This is a genomic window from Rhodococcus sp. BP22 (genome assembly GCF_014281965.1).
Classification (GTDB): domain Bacteria; phylum Actinomycetota; class Actinomycetes; order Mycobacteriales; family Mycobacteriaceae; genus Rhodococcoides.
On record NZ_JACFTB010000002.1, the window covers coordinates 406,680 to 428,405 of the forward strand.

Annotated in this window: 17 protein-coding genes; 10 read left to right on the top strand and 7 right to left on the bottom strand. The window is 63.4% G+C overall.

Features of this window, described 5'->3' with window-relative positions; translation table 11 throughout:
• The 5 genes from lysX to lat all read right to left on the bottom strand — a co-directional run bounded on the left by lysX (nt 1) and on the right by lat (nt 9,524).
• Nucleotides 1-3,312, bottom strand: a complete 3,312-nt coding sequence (gene lysX, locus H2510_RS06340) for a bifunctional lysylphosphatidylglycerol synthetase/lysine--tRNA ligase LysX (RefSeq protein WP_397517328.1) — start codon at nt 3,310-3,312, stop codon at nt 1-3.
• 153 nt (nt 3,313-3,465) lie between these two features.
• Nucleotides 3,466-3,879, bottom strand: coding sequence for a TIGR03668 family PPOX class F420-dependent oxidoreductase (locus tag H2510_RS06345; RefSeq protein WP_186627471.1), 414 nt, complete (start codon nt 3,877-3,879; stop codon nt 3,466-3,468).
• Between the two features lie 46 nt (nt 3,880-3,925).
• Entirely contained in the window at nt 3,926-6,007 is a 2,082-nt protein-coding gene (locus tag H2510_RS06350) for a bifunctional diguanylate cyclase/phosphodiesterase (protein ID WP_261392766.1), read from the bottom strand.
• Between the two features lie 131 nt (nt 6,008-6,138).
• Nucleotides 6,139-7,989, bottom strand: coding sequence for an anthranilate synthase family protein (locus tag H2510_RS06355; protein WP_315901262.1), 1,851 nt, complete (start codon nt 7,987-7,989; stop codon nt 6,139-6,141).
• Between the two features lie 191 nt (nt 7,990-8,180).
• Nucleotides 8,181-9,524, bottom strand: coding sequence for an L-lysine 6-transaminase (gene lat / locus H2510_RS06360; protein ID WP_186627472.1), 1,344 nt, complete (start codon nt 9,522-9,524; stop codon nt 8,181-8,183).
• A 117-nt stretch (nt 9,525-9,641) separates the two neighbouring features.
• On the opposite strand from lat, the gene H2510_RS06365 reads away from it, so the two are divergent.
• Nucleotides 9,642-11,189 carry an aldehyde dehydrogenase family protein gene (locus H2510_RS06365; protein ID WP_186627473.1) on the top strand — a complete coding sequence of 516 codons (1,548 nt, stop codon included), beginning with the start codon at nt 9,642-9,644 and terminating at the stop codon, nt 11,187-11,189.
• A gap of 189 nt (nt 11,190-11,378) precedes the next feature.
• Here H2510_RS06365 and H2510_RS06370 read toward each other — a convergent pair whose 3' ends face one another.
• Complete coding sequence (locus H2510_RS06370) at nt 11,379-13,076, bottom strand: cutinase family protein (RefSeq protein ID WP_186627474.1); 1,698 nt, start codon at nt 13,074-13,076, stop codon at nt 11,379-11,381.
• Between the two features lie 214 nt (nt 13,077-13,290).
• On the opposite strand from H2510_RS06370, the gene H2510_RS06375 reads away from it, so the two are divergent.
• From H2510_RS06375 to H2510_RS06395, 5 genes are all read left to right on the top strand, one after another.
• Nucleotides 13,291-13,428, top strand: coding sequence for a hypothetical protein (locus H2510_RS06375; protein WP_186627682.1), 138 nt, complete (start codon nt 13,291-13,293; stop codon nt 13,426-13,428).
• A 29-nt stretch (nt 13,429-13,457) separates the two neighbouring features.
• On the top strand, nt 13,458-15,659 hold the full coding sequence (locus tag H2510_RS06380; protein ID WP_186627658.1) for a cation-translocating P-type ATPase: 2,202 nt from the start codon (nt 13,458-13,460) through the stop codon (nt 15,657-15,659).
• A gap of 131 nt (nt 15,660-15,790) precedes the next feature.
• On the top strand, nt 15,791-16,024 hold the full coding sequence (locus tag H2510_RS06385) for an RNA-binding S4 domain-containing protein (RefSeq protein ID WP_088942441.1): 234 nt from the start codon (nt 15,791-15,793) through the stop codon (nt 16,022-16,024).
• Nucleotides 16,025-16,065: 41 nt separating this feature from the next.
• Entirely contained in the window at nt 16,066-16,785 is a 720-nt protein-coding gene (locus H2510_RS06390; protein WP_136172566.1) for a class I SAM-dependent methyltransferase, read from the top strand.
• Nucleotides 16,782-18,293 carry an NAD(P)/FAD-dependent oxidoreductase gene (locus H2510_RS06395; RefSeq protein ID WP_186627475.1) on the top strand — a complete coding sequence of 504 codons (1,512 nt, stop codon included), beginning with the start codon at nt 16,782-16,784 and terminating at the stop codon, nt 18,291-18,293. Before H2510_RS06390 ends, H2510_RS06395 begins: the two co-directional genes overlap by 4 nt.
• Before the next feature lie 46 nt (nt 18,294-18,339).
• Here H2510_RS06395 and H2510_RS06400 read toward each other — a convergent pair whose 3' ends face one another.
• The gene (locus H2510_RS06400) at nt 18,340-19,356 is read right to left on the bottom strand and encodes a DUF5914 domain-containing protein (RefSeq protein WP_186627476.1); all 1,017 of its coding nucleotides are present in this window, start codon (nt 19,354-19,356) and stop codon (nt 18,340-18,342) included.
• Between the two features lie 115 nt (nt 19,357-19,471).
• Here H2510_RS06400 and H2510_RS06405 point away from each other — a divergent pair, with 115 nt between their 5' ends.
• From H2510_RS06405 to H2510_RS06420, 4 genes are all read left to right on the top strand, one after another.
• Nucleotides 19,472-20,077, top strand: coding sequence for a DJ-1/PfpI family protein (locus H2510_RS06405; RefSeq protein ID WP_186627477.1), 606 nt, complete (start codon nt 19,472-19,474; stop codon nt 20,075-20,077).
• Entirely contained in the window at nt 20,074-20,535 is a 462-nt protein-coding gene (locus tag H2510_RS06410) for a MarR family winged helix-turn-helix transcriptional regulator (protein ID WP_186627478.1), read from the top strand. The genes H2510_RS06405 and H2510_RS06410 overlap by 4 nt, the downstream gene beginning before the upstream one ends.
• A gap of 58 nt (nt 20,536-20,593) precedes the next feature.
• A complete protein-coding gene (locus tag H2510_RS06415) occupies nt 20,594-21,007 on the top strand; it encodes a DUF6153 family protein (RefSeq protein WP_186627479.1) in 414 nt (137 codons plus the stop codon).
• Between the two features lie 86 nt (nt 21,008-21,093).
• The gene (locus H2510_RS06420; protein WP_186627480.1) at nt 21,094-21,726 is read left to right on the top strand and encodes a DUF305 domain-containing protein; all 633 of its coding nucleotides are present in this window, start codon (nt 21,094-21,096) and stop codon (nt 21,724-21,726) included.

A 21,726-nucleotide genomic window follows, 5' to 3' on the forward strand; every position in this document is an offset into this window, starting at 1 on the left:
TTACTGTCGCGGCTTCGCGAGGGGGAAGGCCAAGGTCTCGCGGATGCTGCCACCGGTGATCAACATGACGACGCGATCGACGCCCATGCCGAGACCACCTGTCGGCGGCATGCCGTACTCGAGTGCCTGCAGGAAGTCCTCGTCGAGCGACATCGCTTCCTCGTCACCACCCGCCGCGAGAAGGGATTGTTCGGTCAGTCGGCGACGCTGATCGACGGGGTCGGTGAGCTCGCTGTACGCAGTGCCCAGTTCGACACCCCATGCGACGAGATCCCACTTCTCGGCAACACCCGGAATCGACCGATGCGGACGGGTCAACGGCGACATCGACGTCGGGAAGTCTGTGTAGAAGGTGGGGAACTCGGTGTAGTCCTCGACCAGATGCTCGTACATCCCCTGTGCGACGGCGCCTGCATCCCAATTCTTTTCGTATGGAACGTCGTTCTCCTCGCAGAGTCTGCGAAGTTCGGCGAGTGAGGTGTCGGGGGCGACCGGGACGCCGAGCTTCTCTGCGACGGCCCCGTGCAGTGTTTTGACGGGCCATTCGCCGGAGATGTCGATTTCGATCATCTCGCCGTTCGGGCCGTCGGGTCGGAGGACGATTTCGCGACCGTGTGCGGCGATAGCGGCTTGCTGAATGAGCTCGCGGCACAACACCATCGCCTGCTCGTAGTCACTGTGTGCTTCGTACGCCTCGAGGATGGTGAACTCCGGGTTGTGCTTGAAGTCGGCGCCTTCGTTACGGAACACTCGGCCGATCTCGAAGACCTTGTCCATCCCGCCGACGCACAGCCGCTTCAAGTACAGCTCGGGTGCGATCCGCAGATACAGATCGAGGTTGTAGGCGTTGATGTGGGTGATGAACGGGGCCGCGTTCGCTCCGCCGTGAACCTGCTGCAGGATCGGCGTCTCCACCTCCATGTATCCGCGGCCGGACAGTGAGTCCCGCATCGATTTGACGACGTTGCTGCGAGCAATCATCAAATCCCTTGTGCTGCGGTTGATCGCAAGATCGACGTAGCGTTGACGCACCCGAGATTCGGGGTCTTTGAGGCCCTTCCACTTGTCCGGCAGCGGGTGCAGGCATTTGGCATTCATCCGCCAGTCGCCGGCGAGCAGCGAGAACTCGCCCTTGTTGCTTCGTCCGATCACTCCGCTGACCTCGATCAGATCGCCCAGATCGAAGTCTGCATCGAATTCGTCCAGCTTGTCTCCGACGCGCGCCCGGTCGAACAACACCTGGATGTCGTCGGTCCAGTCCCGCACGATCGCGAAGGCGACCCCGCCATAGTCTCGAATTCGCAGTAGACGACCGGCAATCCGAACCGTCGTTCCCTGGGGGGCCGCCAATGCCTCGGCGACGGAGTGCGTCGGCGGATGTGCGACGGGGTAGCCCTCGGTTCCCTCGCTCTCGAGGCGCTCGAGCTTGGAGATCCGGACGCGAACCTGGTCGGGTCGCCGCGGTCCCTGCGGCTGCTCGTCCTCCTCCGCTACATTTTCCGGTCCGCTTCCGTCACTGTGGATATCGGTGTTGTCGGCGAGAGCTGCCGGCACGGCTACGCGGCTACCGGTGTGCTTGCGTGCGCGCCGGAAACTCGGCAGCGTCAGGAAGCCCTCGGCGATCGCAGATGCGATGCCGACCTTCGGTAGTACGCGACTGTCGGCGAAGCACAGATAGCGCGGTTCCCAGTCGGGTTGATACTTCAGATTCGAGCGGTACAGTGCCTCGAGTTGCCACCACCGCGAGAAGAACACGAGCATCGAACGCCAGATCCGCAGCACCGGCCCAGCTCCGATTCGACTGCCCTCCTCGAACACGGCCCGGAACACCGCAAAGTTCAACGAAATCTTGCTGACGCCGAATTGATCTGCACCGGTCGCCAGTTCGGTGACCAAAAGTTCGATCACCCCGTTGGGGGACTGAGGATCGCGTCGCATCAGGTCCAGCGACACGCCAGTGCGACCCCACGGTGCCAACGACAGAATGCCGACGGTCTTCTCGCCCGCTCTGGCTTGAACCAGCATGCATTCGCCGTCGAGCGGGTCGCCGAGGCGACCGAGAGCCATCGAGAATCCGCGTTCGGTCTCGGTGTCGCGCCACGCGTCGGCGCAGTCGATGATCTCGGCCATCTCGGCTGCTGGAATGTTGCGGTGACGACGTATTTCCACCGTCACGCCCGCCTTGCGTGCACGTGTGACGGCTTGGCGGACCGGACGCATCTCGCGGCCGTTGAGGTTGAACGTCTTGGTGTACAGGATGGCCTCGTCGCCGAGTTCGAGGACGTTCAGGCCGGCCCGCTTGTACGCCGTCGCACCGATTTCGCTGGCCCCCATCACCGCGGGCGACCAGCCGTACTTTGCAGCCAACTCGAGCCACGCGTCGATGGCGTGCGGCCACGCCTCGGGATTGCCGATGGGATCACCGCTGGCAAGGCATACTCCGACCTCGACGCGATAGGTGACCGCAGCCTTACCGCTCGGGGCGAACACGACACCCTTGTCACGTCGGGTGGCGAAATAACCGAGGGAGTCGTCCGCTCCCCATTTGTCGAGGAGGCCGCGCAGTGCCGACTCGTCGCTGCCCGTCAGCGCATTGGTCGAGCGCTGCGACCTGAACAAAGTGACGACGGCAGCGAGCAATGCGAGCGCGCCGAACAGGCCGAGCAAAGTATTGACGAAACCGTGTGTGCGACCACTGAATTGCTCGTTGTCCACCGTCGCCAATGCTGTTACGCGGTTGAAGGCCCACAGGAACGTCTCGTTCTCCGGGAGCGTCCCGGGGAACAGTGCGACCAATGCCCAGCCGAGCAGGGTTCCGATGATCGCGCCCAGGACGAGAACTCCGAGGGCTTTCCATATCGCGCCGCGTCGTACGCGGGTGTAGAACTCCTTGCGCGCCGCCACCAGAATGCCGATGATGACGACGTGGACGCCAAGGGCGACCCAGGCGCCGGCGTTCTTCTCTTGGATACCCTCGGCGAGATTGGTAAGCGCGAAGAGCGCGAGATAGAGCGTCAGGAACCACCACGCGATGCGCTTACGGCTTGCCAATGCTGCCGCGGTGAGACCGAGGACGAGCGCCCACGCCAGAGAGGTGTCCGGGGCATCGATGTAGAAATTGTTGACGTACTCTCGCGGCACCCGTATGGCTTCTCTCAGCGCCGGGGAGATGCTCCACAAAAACACCAGCACTGCGAAAGTGCCGAGAATCAGCCCAGCGATGTGTGGAACCTGCGCCAGCCGACCGTGTTCGGGTGGCGCGAAGGCCCGCGCGGGCTTCCCCTCCACGCGAGCGGACTTCTCCGGTGACACCGATGTGCTCGTCAAATGCCCACTCCTGCCGTCAGCGTTGCCAACTACTCAGCGTTGCCAACTACTCAGCGTTACCAACTACTCAGGGCAACGGTAACGCCGACGACAGGTTCAAGGGGGATCATTCGACAGTCGAGGGTCTGCGGGCGCTGGCTAGGAGGCTTTCCAGGATCGCCAGGTCAACTTTTCGACGACGATTGCCGGACCCTCCGGCCGGGCAGAAGCGTATTGCTCGTACTTCTCCACGAGAGCGTCGATTGCAGCTCTGCCCTCGTCGGAGTGAGCGTCGACGACACGGGCCGATCCACTGGCGCGAACCCACCAGAGGTTGTCCCACTCGTCTTCGTAATTGTCGACGATGAGGCCGACAGCCGGGTCGGCGCGGATGTTGTCCAGTCGCTGGAGTTTACGGGTGGACTTCGGTTTCCAGTCGATGGCGGTGACGATGCGATCGTCGACGACGGCGAAGACGACAGGCACGAGATGCGGTGTGCCGTCGGGATTGATCGTCGACAGGATTGCTCGGCGCGCGGCGGAAAAGCGAAGGGTGTCGTCGGCGATCTTCACAGTTGTTTCCTTGTCGATCCGGGGTGCGTGAAAAGCTCGCGCGCGGTCATGCAGATGCGCTGTGTGCGCCGTCCTGACATAGGACGCTCTCGAGCTGTACGGCTGTCATCGGACGACCGAGAAGGTGGCCTTGTCCGAAGGTAACTCCCATGTCAGCGCAGGAAGCCATTTGCTCGGGCGTTTCGATTCCTTCGACAACAGTGTCCTTGCCCAGGTCGTGCGAGACGTCGACGACAGCTTTGCACAGCGCGGAGATGGCGCGTCTGCGCTGAAGGTTCTTGCTGTCGAGGTGCTGGGTGAGTGACTTGTCGATCTTGAGGATGTCGACGGGCAGGGTTGCGAGGCGTTCGAGCGAGGAGAAGCCGGAGCCGAAGTCGTCGATCGCGACGAGAACCCCGTGTCGGCGCACGTCGAGTAACTGGTACTGCACGGCATCGACGTTGTGCAGCGATTTCGATTCTGCCAGTTCGAGTACGACACGTCCGGGCTCGATGCCGAGTGAGTCGATGACGTCGATGACGTCGGTGGCGAGTGTGCCTGCGGCGAAGTGCAGTGGGCTGACGTTGATGCCGACCTGCGCCGCGATACCTCGATGTTGCCAGCTGGCGATGGTCCGGCCGACCTCGTTGAGAATCCAATTGCTCAGCGGGATGATGAGGCCGGCGTCTTCGGCGAGGGGGATGAAGGTGTCGGGCATCAGTAGACCCAGGTCGGGATGATTCCAGCGAATGAGTGCTTCGGCGCCGATGACGATGCCGGAGGACACTTCGACGATGGGCTGGTAGAGCATCTCCAGTTCGTGTTCGGCCATGGCCACCCCGCGCAAGCGTTCGAGAATTTCCAGCCGAGTGCGGTTGCTGTCGCGTAGGTCGGTCGAAAACACCTGATGGCTGCTGCGTCCGAGCGATTTGGCTGCGTGCATCGCCGTGGTTGCGTCGTGAATGAGTTGAACCGGGTCGGTGTTCTCCGCGTCGGAGGTGGCTACGCCCACACTGGCAGTGATGGTCAGCTTGCGAGTGCCGAGCTCGAACGACGGCTCGAGGACGCTCACGAACCCGGCGGCAAGTGCGCGTGCCGCGATGGATTGACATCCGCGGGCGATGACCACGAACCCGTCGCCGGTGAGTCGGCCGAGGGTGTCAGTGGGTCGCGTCGACGCATCGATTCGGTCTGCGACGAGGCGAAGCAGTTGGTCACCCTGTGTGGGTCCGAGGGCATCGTTGAACTCTCTGAATCCGTCGATGTCGACGAGCAGGACGCTGACCTCGTTATCGACGGTGCGCCGCTGCAGTTCGCCGCGCAACAGCGTTTCGATCTCGTCCCGGCTGGCCAGGCCTGTCAACGGGTCCTGCCGCGAAGGCTCACCCAGTTCCGCCGCCAGCGCGGTGATGTCGGTGTGGGTGATGTAGAGGCCGTCGCCGTCGCTGAGCAGCGCCGCTCGCATGCGGTACCAGTAGTCGTTTTCCTGCGCGGACCATCGGAAGTCGAAGGTATGCATCGCCGAGTCACCGCCCACGAGTCCCTGGAGTCCGGTCAGAACGATCGCGGCGTCCTGATTTCCGGACTGGGCCGCAGCGCGCCACATATCGAAGTAGTTTTCGCCCGGAACGTAGCGCGAACCACCCGGCCAACTGCCCCAGAACTCATCCCACTGTTGATTGACCAGCACAATGGTGCCGTTGGTGTCGAGTACAACGGTTCCAGCAGGGACTGCGTCGAGCATGGTTTGAGCGAGCTCATCGGTCCATCCGCTTCGACTGTTGCCGAGCCGCTCGGTCGTGACATCCAGGGCCCAGATTGCGTAGCCACCCGAGCCTGGGTTGACCTTGTACGACAGCCACTTCTGCAGTGCGTACGAGAAATCTTCGACTACGCCGGACCAGCCGGGGACGCTGCACTTGGCAAGGAACTCTGCCCGAGCGGATTCGTTGAACCACGCTTCGAGTTCGCGTCCGAGGAGGCGATCGAGCGTCGTGCCCAGCAGTTGCGCAGCGGCAGGGTTGGCGTAGGTGATGGCAAGGGAAGCGTCGATGAGCAGAAGGGCTTCGGGGATCGCATCCAGCGCGTCACGTGGCGCCGAATGTGGATCTTCGATTCGTGGTCGGGGCATGGAGGAATCTCGGTTCATACTCCCCCCCTGTGACCGGTCGGCCAAACGCAAGAATAGCCCGAAAGTCTGGTTTCGCGCTAGAAACAGGATGATTACCTTGTTTTGGTAGACGCATGAACGACTTCTGCTGACCTATGTCCGAAAGGCGCTCACGCCGAACCGACACTTGCCGGCTCCAACAACCGCTGAACCATGCAGTGGAGAACATCGATCCCGTCGGTCGACAGCACGGACTCCGGATGAAACTGAACCGACGCGAATCCGGCGCCCCGCAGCGCGTTGACGCCGTGAGAATCCACCGACACGTCCACCCCTGAAATCTCTCCCGGCAGCGCGGCGAATGCGTTGTAGAAACCGAGTGTCCGACGCTCTCCGAAGAGCTCGACCTCCCGTTGAACTCCCTGCTGCGGACGAGAAAGCGCGACGACGTCCAACCCGAGAATCCGCGCGAGAACCTGGTGGCTCAGGCAGATCGCGAGTAGCGGTGCGCCGGCGTCGAGTCGAGCGCGGACGGCCCGCTCGACCGCACGAATTCGGTGGTCGAGAACAAGGTTCGGATCCCCGGGCCCGGGTCCGCACACCAGCAGGTCGGCGTCCGTACCGGAGTATTCTTCCCATCGAAGAACCGACACGTCCATGCCGAGGTGGCGGAGCTGATGGGCGATCATCGCCGTCCACTGATCCTCGAAATCGACGACGACCGCAGTACGGCCCAGCAGCTCGGGCAGTACGACGAGCGGCTGCTGGTCGATCCAGAACGACGCCAGCTTGTCGTTACGCGCCGCCAACGCGTCGGCGACGCCCGGGTGGGTGTCGAGACGAACCGCGTCCGTTCCGCGTGGACGTTCCGGTTCGATACCGAGGGCGGCGAGTACGCCACCGAGCTTCGAACGTGTCTCGGCCACTTCGTGTTCGGGTACCGAGTTGCGCACGAGGGTGGCGCCTGCCGAGATCTTCAGCTCGCCGGTAGGCGAGATCTCGCACGTGCGGATAAGGATCGGCGCATCCAGTGTGCTCACCCCGTCGGCACCCTCGAACAGTGCCAGCACGCCGGAATAGTAACCGCGACCGGTGTTCTCGTAACGCTCGATGACACGCGCGGCGTTCTCGATCGGAGAACCGGTGACGGTGGGTGCGAACATCGTCTCCCGCAGGATCTCGCGTGGATCCAGCTCACTGTCTCCCACCAGGATGTACTCGGTGTGCGTCAGATGGCCCATCTGTTTGAGGCGCGGACCGACGACGCGGCCACCCTTTTCGCAGATGCGGCTCATCATCTTCAGTTCCTCGTCGACGACCATGAACAGCTCGTCGTTCTCTTTCGCATCACCGAGAAAGTCGAGAACACCTGCGCCCGAGGGGCCTTCGACGGGATGCCGGTAGGTACCGCTGATCGGATTCATGATCGCCGTCGTACCATCGAATCCGACGTGCCGTTCCGGGGTCGCCCCCACGAGCGTGATCTGCGGTGTGTGAACGAAAAATGTCCAGTACGAACCCGATTCACCGGCCAGCAGTCTCCGGAAGATCTCGAGTCCACTGGCGATCGGATCGTCCAACTGGGCCCGAAAGTCACGGCGAATGACGAAGTTCGCGCCCGCACCCCGGCCGATCTCGTCGGTGAGCACCCGCTCCACGACCACAGCGTACGCGTCGTCATCGGGCTCGAAACGGCCGTCGAGAAGGTTCAGATCGGAGCTCGGAAGTGCGTCGAGTACCTCCTCGATACTCAGCAGAGCGTGCTCGCGGACCTGCAGGCACTGCAGGGGCGATTCGTCGTCGTGGCATACGAAACCGCGTTCGGTGACCTGCCGAAATGGGACCAGCGCCAACACATCGGGGCCGTCGGCATACGGATTCAACGCAATGTCGGCGAGGGACGGCGCATCGGTGACATCACCGATCAGAACGTCGACACCGTGTTCGCGGCTCAGAATCGCGAACGGCGCGGAACCGGTGAGAGCCTTCTTCAAAACTTTGGAGGTCGGAGCTTCGTGCACGTCGATCAGCCTTTCGGAATCGCAAAAGGCTGCCCACCGAGGGACCGAGACAACAAAAAATGGCCACCTCGAAAGGCGGCCACGGTTGGAAGTACGCAAAGGTGTGGGCGCCTAAGAGCGCCACCACCATGAACCTGCAACGAGTAGAGGTGCGTACATGTCGAGTGACTGTACACACTCTCGAGCCCGAGCTAGCTCCCCATCCGAATCAGTACTCGCTCGATCGCGTCGACGGCACGGTCCAAGTCTGCTTCGCTGATCGTCAAAGCAGGCCGGAAACGGATCGCACTACTACCGCATCCGAGCGCGAGAACGTGCTCCTCGGTGCGGAGGTCCTCGATCAAGCGGTCCCGGCTCTCGGCGTCGGGCATCGTGAAAGCGCACATCAACCCCCGCCCGCGGACCTCGGTGACCATCTCGTGCCGCGTCGCCATGTCGTCGAGGCGACACCTCAGGTGGCGCCCCAGTGCGGCGGCGCGCTCGATGAGCCCTTCGGATTCGACGATCTCGAGTATCCGCCGAGAACGCACCATGTCGGTGAGGTTTCCGCCCCACGTGGAGTTGATGCGTGAGGAGACAGCGAAGACGTGATCGTCGAGATCGTCGACCCGTCCTCCCGCCATGACGCCGCAGACCTGAACCTTCTTGCCGAACGCGAGCACGTCGGGGACAACATCGAGCTGCTGGAAAGCCCATGCGGTGCCGGTCATTCCGGCGCCCGTCTGTACCTCGTCGACAACGAACAACGCGTCGTACTCGTGGCACAGATCCCGAAGCTGCACCAGGAACTGCGGGCGGAAATGGTTGTCACCGCCTTCACCCTGAATGGGTTCGATTATCGCGCAGGCGATGTCGTGGGGATTCGCCTCGAAGGCGATCCGGGCCGCGGCAAGTGCGTTCGCTTCCAGCGCGTCCATGTCCACCCCACTGCGGATGTACGGCGACGGGATGCGGGGCCAATCGAATTTCGGAAACCGCGCGACCTTGTTGGGGTCGGTGTTGGTCAGCGACATCGTGTATCCCGTGCGGCCATGGAACGCATGCTCGAAATGCAGTACCTGCGTACCCAGTGCTGGGTCGATGCCGTGCTTACCGTTCCACCGACTCTTCCAGTCGAACGCGACCTTGAGTGCGTTCTCGACGGCGAGCGCACCACCTTCGACGAAGAACAGGTGCGGCAGACGCGGGTCTCCCAGCACTCGGGCGAAGGTATCGACGAACCGCGCCATGGCCACGGTGTAGACATCGGAGTTGCTCGGCTTGTTCATCGCCGCCTGCAGCAAGTCGGCGCGGAACGCCGCGTCCGACACCAGACCGGGATGGTTCATCCCGAGCGCCGAAGAGGCGAAGAACGTGAACAGATCCAGGTACGACGTGCCGTCCCTGGCATCGACGAGCGTCGATCCCTGGCTCTTGTCGAGGTCGAGGACCATCTCGAATCCGTCGGCGAGCATGTGGCGACCGATGATGGCATGGACGTCGTGGGCGTCGACAGTCGATGTGGCCGCTGCCGCGCGCTGCAATACCTGCGTCATAGTGCTCAACATACGCGTTAATATTCCGTTAGCAAGCCCGTAGAACAGTATATTTTCCTGTCTGCGGGCATTCGGCTAGATTGAAATGACACTCTCCGGCTTCGAAAGGTGCGCACCATGCCCTCACCCGTCACCCACGATGCGTTGAGTGTCGAGACCCGCGCGATTCTTGGGCGACTCGGCGTTCGCGTCGATCTCGATGCCTCGACCGCAGCGACCACCTCGACCATGCCGATCGTGGCGCGCTCACCGATCACCGGTGGCAATCTGGCGTCCCTCGGTTCGGCCACGGTCTCCGACGTCGACGCGGTCATCGCCGACGCCAGGACGGCCTATGCCCAGTGGTCGAGTGTGCCGGCGCCCGTCCGCGGCGGCCTCATCCGTGAACTCGGTCAACTCCTACGTGAATACAAAGACGATCTCGGTGCGCTCGTGTCGATCGAGGCGGGCAAGATCGTCTCCGAGGGCCTCGGCGAGGTGCAGGAAATGATCGACATCTGCGACTTCGGCGTCGGATTGTCGCGTCAGCTCTACGGAAAAACGATTGCTACCGAACGACCCGGCCACCGCATGATGGAACAGTGGCACCCCCTCGGCGTCGTCGCCGTCATCACTGCGTTCAACTTCCCGGTGGCAGTGTGGTCGTGGAATGCCGTGCTGGCGTTGGTTTCCGGTGACACAGTGGTGTGGAAGCCCTCGGAGAAGACTCCGCTGACCGCACTCGGCGTGCAGGCACTGTTCGAGCGCGCCGCCGAAAAAGCAGGCGTGGACCCGAAGGTTGCACAGCTCATCGTCGGCGATCGGGTCGCCGGCGAAGCCCTCGTCGACGACCCGCGAGTGGCGCTCGTGTCGGCGACGGGCTCGACGCGGATGGGACGCGCCGTCGCACCTCGAGTGGCCGAGCGGTTCGGGCGGGCACTGCTCGAGCTCGGCGGCAACAACGCGGCGATCGTGACACCGTCCGCAGATCTCGACCTGACCACCCGCGGCATCGTGTTCTCCGCGGCAGGCACTGCAGGACAGCGGTGTACGTCGTTGCGACGCGTTATCGCGCACTCGTCCGTCGCCGAGGATCTCGTGGAGCGGATCGCGCGGGCGTACGCCACATTGTCGATCGGGTCGCCCCTGGACCCAGGCACCCTGGTCGGGCCCCTGATCGACGCACCCGCCTTCGCCGGTTTCCAGAAGGCGCTCGACGCGGCAGTGACCGACGGCGGCATCGTGCGTGCCGGCGGCAATCGCGTCGAGATATTCGGTGAGTACGCCTACTACGTCGAGCCGACCGTCATCACGATGCCCACACAGACGGACATCGTCAAGCACGAGACGTTCGCGCCGATCCTCTACGTGCTCACCTACGACACGCTCGACGAAGCTATAGCCCTGCACAACGATGTGCCACAAGGGCTTTCGTCATCGATCTTCACCACCGACCTACGTGAGGCGGAGATGTTCCTGTCCGCAGCAGGCTCGGACTGCGGTATCGCCAACGTCAACATCGGACCTTCCGGCGCCGAAATCGGCGGAGCATTCGGAGGCGAGAAGGAAACCGGTGGCGGCCGCGAATCCGGATCGGATGCCTGGAAGGCGTACATGCGCCGGGCAACCAACACCGTGAACTACTCCAACGATCTGCCCTTGGCTCAGGGAGTGAAATTCACCTGAGCAGGCCGTCGACGATCGGGATCGTTTTCCTCGAACCGCGCACCCTTTTTGGTAACCGTGCACACGCGCTCGGACGAGGAAACCGGTGCGAGGTTTGCAAAAAGGGTGCACGCTCCCCGTCCATGTGCAAGGTCAGACGACTCAGCGCCCACCCGAACGATCTCGGATAGGCGCTGAGAGGAGCAGAACTTACGGAGCCGGCGTCGTGGTGGGAGCGACTGTCGTCGGGACGGCAGTAGTAGTGACCGTCCCCTCGACAGGCTGAGTTCCTTCCACTGCCTGCGTGCCGTCGGCGGGCAGAGCCGGAGCGACGGGTAGTGCTGGCTCGACGGGCAGAGCCGGAGCGACCGGTAGTGCTGGCTCGACAGGCGGAGCCACGACAGCAGGTGCGATCGGAGCGAGCTCAGCCGGTACCGCGGGAGGTGCCGTGACGGCCGAGGTCGTAGTCGGAGCGGCCGAGGTGGTCGTGGCTGTAGCTGTGGTCGGATCTGCCAGAACTGCGAGGCGAGCGTTTTCCTGCACAGCGGCGGTCTTGATCGGTTTGCCTGCCTCGGCGTCCTTGGCCAGCTGAGTCAGCCACGCTGCGGCGTACTGAGCCGAGGTGAGCGGCTTGCCCTTGGCTGGGTCCGCGTCGCGCCAGTAGTCGAAGTGGTGTCCCGATCCCGGTCCGAGCGTCTGCCCGTAAGGATCGTTCATCACTACCTGGACGGTGTTCGTGTTCGACCCGATGAAGCCGATGATTTCCTTGGCGATCTTCGACGGCAGGTAGGCGAGATTGACGGCCTCCGAGGCGGGAAGCGGTTCGCCGGCTTCGTCGACCTTTGCGACCGGCTTGGTCACGACGCCCGGCTTGTAGCCCGGCTCGGACACCTTGAGCAGCACGTCGAGGAACGTTTCGTCGCCGGCCAGCCAGTTGTCCTGGCCCGCGATGTCATTGAACGCTGCGACGGCGATGCGGCCGAGGACCATGGCCATGTCTGCACCGGTGGCGGGGGTAAGCGCGCCGTCACGCTGGAGAGCGTCGACGTCGAGCTGACGTCCCACGTTGGCGGCGAGGTGCAGCAGCGAGGTGTTTTCCGGCATTGCGCAGGTCAGGTCGCCTTCGGAGCAGAATGACGCTACCTTGCCCTCGAGCGCACCGAAGCTGCCGGCGGTGCCTGGCAGTGCGCCGGCGCCCGCAGGACCGGAACCGTTCTGGTAGACCGTGTCGAATCCGTCAGGCCCGGTTCCGGATGTCGATCCGGGGAATGCACCTTCGCCCGCCTTGCGTCCGGCGTCGGCGAGGATGACGACGCCGACGACCTTGGACGGGTCGACGATTCCGTAGTTGCCATTGCCGTCGGGAGTCTGATTGCCGATTTCCATGGCTGCGCGACGCGTGACATCGGCGCCTTCGCTGTAGCCGACGATGGCGAAGCGGGTATCCGGGCAGGATGCGGCGATGGCGCGCATGACCTTCTGTGAGTTCTCTACTCCGGTGTTGACGGCTTCGTCGTAGGACGCCATGTTGGCGGGGTACTCGACGTAGACGGCTGCGTACGAGCCTTCCGCGACCTTGTCGTTGGGTGCACCGACCATCTGGTCGATCCAGTCGCTTTCGAAGTCGCCTGCCAGGGCGGCGGGGAGTGGTGTTCCGTCTGGTGTCGTCAGCATCTTGGTGACGCCGTTCTTCGGGCTGTCACCACGTCCGCCGACGGCGATGCTGACCATGTCGTAGCAGGTTGCCGTCGAGGCGAGTTCGACTTCGGCGTCAGAGGAGGTGAATCCACCGAAATCGGTCAGTGCGACGCCACCGACGGCCAATGCGCCCAGTGAGAGGAACGCGACTGCGCTCGTGGCGAGACGTCGGCGAGGTGCGGGCCCGCGGGCGGAAAGGCGTAAAGGCATCAGATATCCCCATCAGTTGGTCAACTCGACCCCGAACCGATGTGAACCTGCAGTTGCTCGCGCAGGTTCACCATGAACTTCGACCCGCGCCGGTCTGCGTGGCGGGCTACCTGGATTTCGCACGGGGTACCCGTCGCGTTACATCGGGATTCCAGCCTCGCCGCATTTATACCCCCAGGGGGTATGGTAGAACTGAGAGATGAAGGAGATGGACATGCTGGCAAAACTCTCGATGTTCGTGCTCGGAATTACAGTGGTGTTCTTCGCCGCCTACTTCGTCGGATCGTTGGTGGGCCCAGTCGGAGAACAAGTTCCCCCCAGCCATGAGCATGTACAGGTGAACGAGTCGTGACTACCCACACCGAACTGATTCTCGGCGGCATGACGTGCGCGTCGTGCGCCAACCGCATCGAGCGCAAACTCAACAAAATCGACGGCGTGACGGCCACGGTCAACTACGCCACCGAGAAGGCGAAAGTCGTCAGTGACGGCGTCCTCCCTGCCGATCTGATCAAGGCCGTCGAACAGGCGGGCTACACCGCGACCCTGCCCCGCACCGACAACCCGACCGACGGCGACGCTACTGCCGAAGCCGACGCGACAGATCCGCTGAAGCAGCGACTGCTGATCTCGCTCGTATTGTCCGTGCCCGTCATCGCCATGGCCATGGTGCCCGCGTTGCAGTTCGACAACTGGCAGTGGCTGTCACTGACTCTCGCGGCACCCGTCGTCGTCTGGGGCGCGTGGCCTTTCCATGTCGCGGCGGCGAAGAACTTGCGTCACGGCACGTCCACGATGGACACGCTCGTGTCGATGGGCACGCTCGCGGCGCTGGGATGGTCGTTGTACGCGCTGTTCTTCGGGACCGCCGGGGTGACGGGAATGAAGCATCCGTTCGAGCTGACCATCGCCCGCATGGACGGCATGTCCAACATCTACCTCGAGGCCGCCGCCGGAGTGACCACGTTCATTCTTGCCGGCCGCTACTTCGAGGCGCGCGCCAAGCGGCGAGCTGGGTCCGCGCTCCGGGCATTGCTGGACCTCGGTGCCAAGGACGTCACCGTCCTGAAGGACGGTGTCGAAAAACAGGTGCCGGTCGCAGAGCTGGCCGTCGGAGATCGGTTCGTCGTCAAGCCGGGGGAGAAGATCGCGACGGACGGCATCATCGAATCCGGCGCCTCCGCCGTCGACAAGTCGATGCTGACCGGTGAATCGGTGCCCGTCGAAGTCTCCACCGGCGACGATGTGGTCGGCGCGACTGTCAACGTCGGTGGCAGGCTCGTGGTGAAAGCCACGCGAGTCGGCGCGGATACGCAGCTCGCGCAGATGGCCACCCTCGTAGAGGAAGCTCAGACGGGTAAGGCTCAGGTGCAACGCCTGGCCGACCGTATTTCCGGGATCTTCGTTCCCATCGTCATTGCCATCGCCGTTGCGACCCTGGGCTTCTGGCTCGGGACGGGCGGTTCCGTCGCCGCGGCATTCACCGCGTCCGTTGCAGTTCTGATCATCGCCTGCCCGTGTGCGCTCGGACTTGCGACTCCGACGGCATTGATGGTCGGCACCGGTCGAGCTGCCCAGCTCGGCATCCTGATCAAGGGCCCGGAGATGCTCGAATCGACGCGTCGGATCGACACCGTCGTCCTCGACAAGACCGGCACCGTCACCACCGGTGAGATGACGCTGCTCGCGGTCCATGGCGCCGACGGCGAGGACAGCGACGAGATCTTGACGGTGGCGGGTGCCATCGAGTCCGGCTCCGAACACCCCATCGCAGCTGCCATCACTGCGGCTGCCAGGCAAGAGGCCTCACTGCCCGCGGTGGAAGATTTCGCGAACATTGCAGGCCTGGGGGTCAGCGGAACTGTCGACGGCCGGACGGTGGTGTTGGGACGCGCCGCCCTGCTGGCCGAGAAGTCGCTCCCGCTGCCCCCAGAACTCGAGCGTGCGCTGAACGACGCGGAGGCCGACGGCCGAACCGCCGTCGCGCTCGGTTGGGACGGGCGTGCACGGGGAATTCTCGTCGTCGCCGATGCCCTCAAGCCGACGTCGAAGCAGGCCATCACCGAATTGCGTCAACTCGGTCTGACCCCGGTCATGCTGACCGGTGACAACGAGGCCGCAGCGCGGAAGATCGCCGCCGAAGTCGGCATCACCGAGGTCTTCGCCGGCGTCCTCCCGCAGGGCAAGGTCGATGTCATCGCGCGGCTGCAGTCCGAGGGGCGGGTCGTCGCGATGGTCGGCGACGGCGTCAACGACGCGGCAGCATTGGCCACGGCGGATCTCGGATTGTCGATGGGGACCGGCACTGATGTCGCGATCGAGGCCAGCGACTTGACTCTCGTTCGCGGGGATCTTCGCGCCGTCGGCGACGCGATTCGGCTCTCCCGTAAGACGCTCGCGACCATCAAGGGCAACTTGTTCTGGGCGTTCGCGTACAACGTCGCGGCTATCCCACTTGCGGCGGCGGGCCTGCTCAACCCGATGCTCGCGGGAGCGGCGATGGCGTTCTCCTCGGTATTCGTGGTGACCAACAGCCTGCGTTTGCGGCGCTTCCAGGCGGCGGGAGCGGAGCCTGCGGAGTGACCTTGGTAGGGCGGGAGCGGAGCCTGCGGAGTGACCATTTGAGGCGGGAGCGGAGCCTGCGGAGTGACCATTTGAGGCGGGAGCGGAGCCTGCGGAGTGACCATCTGCTCGGTGTAGTCCAAGATGGAGTCATGGCTGACTCCCAAGATGTTCCGATCCGCGACGAGTCCATCAGGCTCGGGCAGTTTCTCAAGTTGGCGAACCTCATCGAGTCGGGGGCGGAGGCGAAGACTTTCATCGCCGATGGGCAGGTCAGCGTCAATGGTGAGGTGGATCTGCGACGCGGTCGCCAACTTCATCCGGGCGATGTCGTCTCGATCGACGGTGGCCCGTCGGCTCGCGTCGCGAGTGAGTCGGCGCTGTGAAGGTTGGCGGGCGCGAATTGGGTGGCAAGCGGGTAACGGGTATGGGCTTGCCGCGCGACGAGGTGCCTGGGGCTTTCGACGTCGGGGCACGGGCGTACGACCGGTTGGTCGGTGCGAACCCCGGCTATCACGATCATTTGGCGAAATCGGCGGAGCGGCTGCGCCTTCCTGGGCTCGGTGATGGGCTTCGTCTGCTCGATATCGGTTGCGGCACGGGTGCGTCGACGGCGGCATTGTTGAAGGCGGCTCCGCACGCGCAGATCGTTGCTGCCGATGCGTCGGCGGAGATGCTGGAGGTGGCGCGCTCGAAGTCGTGGCCGTCGAATGTGACGTTCGTGCACAGCCGCGTCGAGGATCTCAATGTCAACGGGGTCGATGGCCCGTTCGACGGCATTCTCGCTGCGTACCTGATCAGGAACGTCGACGATCCTGATACGGAGTTGAAGTCTCTGATGTCGTTGCTCGAGCCCGGTGGGAGCATCGCTTTTCACGAGTATTCGGTCAAGGATTCCATTCGTGCACAGGTGCTGTGGACGTTCGTGTGTTGGGCGGTCATCATTCCGCTCGGTTACTTGGCCACTCGTAACACGACTTTGTATCAGCATCTCTGGCGCAGTGTGGTGACGTTCGACGGTGCTGGAGAGTTCGCCAGGCGTATGCAGCGTGCAGGTTTCACTTCCTTGGCTACCGAGACTATGACGGGCTGGCAGAACGGTGTCGTGCACACCTTTCTCGGGGCCCGCCCGATGGAGACACTGTGACCGATAGTCGACGCGTCGAACATCCCGCTCCTGCTGGGTTCCCGGATGCCGGTTCGCTGACCCGTGTGCCGCGGGTCGTCGTTGTCGGTGGCGGGATCGCCGGCCTCAGTGCGGCAACGGCTTTGGCGGAGCGCGGTGTCGAGGTGACTGTGCTCGAACGTGAGAATTACCTGGGCGGTCGCGTCGGGGGGTGGGATACCACGCTCGACGACGGCACTCCGGTGACGATGAGTCGCGGTTTCCATGCGTTCTTCCGGCAGTACTACAACCTTCGGAACCTGATGGAGCGCAGTGATCCGGGTCTGCGACGGCTACGGCCTGTCGAGGACTATCCGCTGATCGACGGTGATGGCCGAATCGACGGCTTCAAGGGGCTGCCGCAGACGCCGCCGTTGAATGCGTTCGCGTTCGTCGCTCGGAGTCCTACTTTCCGAATGCGAGAGTTGTTTTCGCTCAAGGGTGTGGCTGCTCTGCCGCTGATGAATGTCAGCGTTCCGGAGACGTTCGAGGAACTCGACACGACCCCGGCGGCGGAGTTTCTGCGCAACATCAACTTCCCCGAGGCCGCACGACACTTGGCGTTCGGCGTTTTCTCGCGGAGTTTTTTCGCCGATCCCGAGGAAATGTCCGCTGCCGAACTGGCCATGATGTTCCACATTTACTTCCTCGGTTCGTCGGAGGGGTTGATCTTCGACGTGCCTCGCGGCCCTTACCCACAGGCGCTGTGGAATCCGTTGGGAGAGTACTTACTAGGCTTGGGTGTCGATATCAGGGTGGGTACCGCGTGTGAGGGTATTGCCCGGGGCCGCGAACGCGCATACGACGTCGTCGGAGTGGGTGAGGTCGACGCCGTGGTGCTTGCCGCCGATATAGCGGGTTTGCAGAACGTGGTGGAGAGCTCGCCGGAGCTCGGAACGTCGGAGTGGCGTAAACGCATTGCGGCACTGGAGAATACGCCGCCGTTCCTGGTGCATCGGGTGTGGCTCGACAAGCCGGTGAATGCCGATCGTCCGGCTTTCATCGGGACCGGCGGTATGCCGCCGATCGACAACATCAGCGTGCTCGAGCGGTTCGAGGACGAGGCAGCGGAGTGGGCGGCTCGCACCGGCGGATCGGTGGTCGAACTGCACGCGTATGCCGCGGTCGACTCCGAAGAGGAGACGCGCGCGCAGTTGATGGCGCGGATGCACGAGATTTATCCTGAAACCGCTTCGGCCACAGTGGTATCCGAGCGCACCGAATGGCGCAATGATTGCCCGTTGTTCGGCCTCGGTCAGTTCGCAAATCGGCCCACGGTGCGCACCCCGGAACCGGGCGTCGTGCTCGCGGGGGACGGCATCAGGATCGATCTGCCGGTCGCACTGATGGAGCGCGCCGCGACAACCGGGTTGCATGCGGCGAACACCCTACTCTCGGGCTGGGGCATCGCCGGGCATCCGATCTATACGGTCCCGACGCGCGGACGCTTTCGAGTGTTCGACAAGCTGGCTCGGCTCACCAAGCGCTGACCGCGTCGATCCCCCCGCGCATCGGGGGGATCGGCAGGTTAATTTTTCACATGCCGCGTGAGCGCAATTCGTACCTTCGCTCGGCGTAGTCGAGGTCGTCTTTCCAGAGTCGTTCAGCAGTCCAACCCATGGCGGGACGAAGCAGCGGTGCGACCTTGCGGGCCATCTTGAATCCCGGACGCTCGGAGCTGGCGACGGTGACCTCGATGACGGCTGTGCGTGGCTTGCCGTCCGGCCCGGGGCCCAGTGGCGTCGCATGCGTCTCGACGACGCTTCCAATGCCTTCGCCTTCGAGAATGCGCATCACGATGGTGCGCGGACCTGGGCAAACGAATTCGACTCGGACCGGTACGCCGATTCCGCGGCTGACGCGGAATGTCACGTCTACCAGGAACCGATCGTCCTTTTCGGGGACATCGACGTCGGTGGGTGCGTCGACCACCTTCAGTCGTGCGAACGAGTACGGATGGAACCAGGCCCCGTGCCACGGATCGAGGCGATTGGCGACGATATCGTCCGGTTCACAGATACCGGTCACCGTCACCACAGCATCGACGGAGTTCGCGGCCGGCGGTCGGATCGGGACGATCGGTACTTCGGTCGGCTCTTCACCACCGAGTTCGTCCATCCGGACCCAGACGAGGATGCCGTCGTCGAATGCGGGTAACGGCTTCCACCCGGGACGTCCCTTGGGGCCGAGCGGCATGCCGTGCCACAGGCAGATGAGGGTGTCGCATTCGATCTTGGCCTTGTCCAGCGGCGCGCCCAGGTGTGGGCACACCCCGGGGGCGATGTGGATTCCTTGCTTCTCATCGCGCCAGGCGACCAGTTCGGTGCCACCGATGTGCCGTCCGAACGGCTTGTCCTTGGGAACGTCACGGCTCGCGGCGAAGACGAACCAGTTTCCCGACGGCCGCATCTTCGCGCGTTTGAGCGCGGACTCGATGACCTGGGGATTCGCACCCTTCCACGTCGGCTCCTGTTTGGCCCACGCTTCCGCAGGCAATGGCTGCAGGGGCAAGCTTTTCGGCCACCGGCCGCGTAGTGCATCGAGGGCTGCCATGGGTACCCGCTTTCCGTGCTGGTTTCGTGTCTCGACTCTATTGTGCCCAATTTCCGCGACATCACACTTGGCGTGGGGATAATATGACAGCACCCTGTCAATTATGGAGGCTTCGATGAAGACCATTGCTCTCTACGCACTCGACACCATGGCCGACTGGGAATACGGATACTTCGTGGCTGGAGTGGCCATGGCCCGGCAATCCGATCCCGACCGCTACCAGCTGGCTGTTGTCTCCGACGGCAGCGGCGAGGTCACCACCGCCGGTGGCATTCGTGTTCTTCCCGACGGCGACGTAGCCGATCTCGACGTCGGATCGCTCGCGGCACTAGTCCTCCCCGGCGGCGACACGTGGGGTGAGGGTCATGCCGCGGTCCTCGCGCTTGCTCGGACGGCGATCGAACGAGCAATACCCGTCGGCGCCATCTGTGGGGCCACGCTCGGGCTCGCGCGCACCGGACTGCTGAATGCTCGCCCGCACACCAGTAATGCGCTTGAATTCATCTCCGGTGCAACCGAATACACAGGTGGTGAACACTATCGTGATGCGCGGGTGGTGTCCGATCACTCCTTGGTGACCGCGCCGGGGACAGCTGCATTGCAGTTCACGAAAGCGATGTTCGAGCTACTCGAACTCTTCCCGGAGCCGATCATCGAGGCCTGGTACGGGCTGTACTCCACCGGAGAGCGCAAGTTCTACGACCAGTTGGTCGCCGGATGACCCGTTCACCTGCCGGTGATGCGCTGACCTCCGCCGTACTGCCGGCTTTCGAACTGAACGGTGAATTTCTCGCGGCGGCGCGGCAGATAACTGAACCGGCCGGCCTGACGCCCGCATGGTGGCAAGTCCTCGGCGCCACATTGGACGAGCCGTTGGCAGTCGCCGAGATCGCTCGACGCGTCGGCCTCGGTCTTGCGCGGCAGAGCGTCCAGCGCACGGCGGACATCCTGGTGGGAAAGGGGTGGGCGGAGTACCTCGAGAACCCCAAGCATCGAAGAGCCAAATTGCTTCGGCCCACACCCGCAGGTCGGACCACTCTGGCGGCGCTACGCGACGATCAACACGCGTGGGCCGACGCCGTCGGGCAGGCAGTGGGCGAAGAGGAGCTACTTCGTATCCGGGACGGAATGACGAAGATCATCGCGGCTTCGCGTCGCTATCGTGGCGAGATCGAGTAGTCCGTCCGGCTACACGACATCTTTACCCCCCGGGGGTATGGCTGGTACCGTCGGTTGCATGCATTCAGTGATCCGCGGAAGTCGACGAGGTACAGCCTCGGCTACCGGGTTGTTGATTGCATTCACCATCTTCGGGGTGCTGCTCATGCACTCGGTGACACCGATGTCCTCGATGTCGTCCATGTCACCGATGGGCGGCGGCCATTCTGCGACGGCGTCGGAGTCTCGACTCGATGCTTCGGGACCGGTTGCGTTCGGGGAGCACGACTGCCCGTCTGCACATCAGATGATGCATCAGTGCGCGGGCACGACGACGTCGTGGCCTGCTCTGGTAGTGCCGACCACCAGCATCGACTTCGATCTTTCACCACGAGCGGTGAACATCGTCGGCGGCCGTACCGCTTCCGCGCTGGAACGTGCACCGCCGTGGGTTCTCTCTGAATTGGACAAATCAGTGACCTTGCGAGTGTGACGAGGAGCCCGGAATGCATCTGCATCTCGGCGGATCGCTTTTTCGTATCCGAACTCCGTAAAAGATCACTCTCGTAAGGAATTCACATGCGTACTCCAGTACTTGCTGCACTCGCAGCTGCCTCGGCAGGCGTTATTTTCCTCGCAGGCTGCAGCGAAGATTCTTCCAACACTCCGATGAACGGGCAGATGATGGACGGGCACTCGATGAACTCGTCGCAGGCCGCATCGGATGCGTCCGCGCAGTTCAACAACGCCGACGTGATGTTCGCGCAGATGATGTACCCGCACCACGCCCAAGCCGTCGAGATGTCCGAGATGGCAACCGGTCGGACCGAGAACCCGGATGTCCTGGCATTGGCGTCGGCGATCGAAGCCGCGCAGCAGCCCGAGATGGACCAGATGACCGCGTGGCTCGCCGCGTGGGGCCAGCCCGCCCCTTCCGCTGATTTGGGGGAGATGGGCGGTATGGGCGGTATGAATCACGGCTCCGGCAGCGGCATGATGACCGACCAGGAGATGGACTCGTTGATGGCGTCCTCGGGGCCCGAGTTCGACCGGCAGTGGTTGACGATGATGATCGACCACCACACGGGTGCCATCGACATGGCGAATATCGAGATCGAGCAGGGTTCCAATCCTGAGGCTCAGGCGATGTCGCGCATGATCGTCACCTCGCAGCAAGAGGAGATCGACATGATGCGTCAGCTCCTCGGCTGA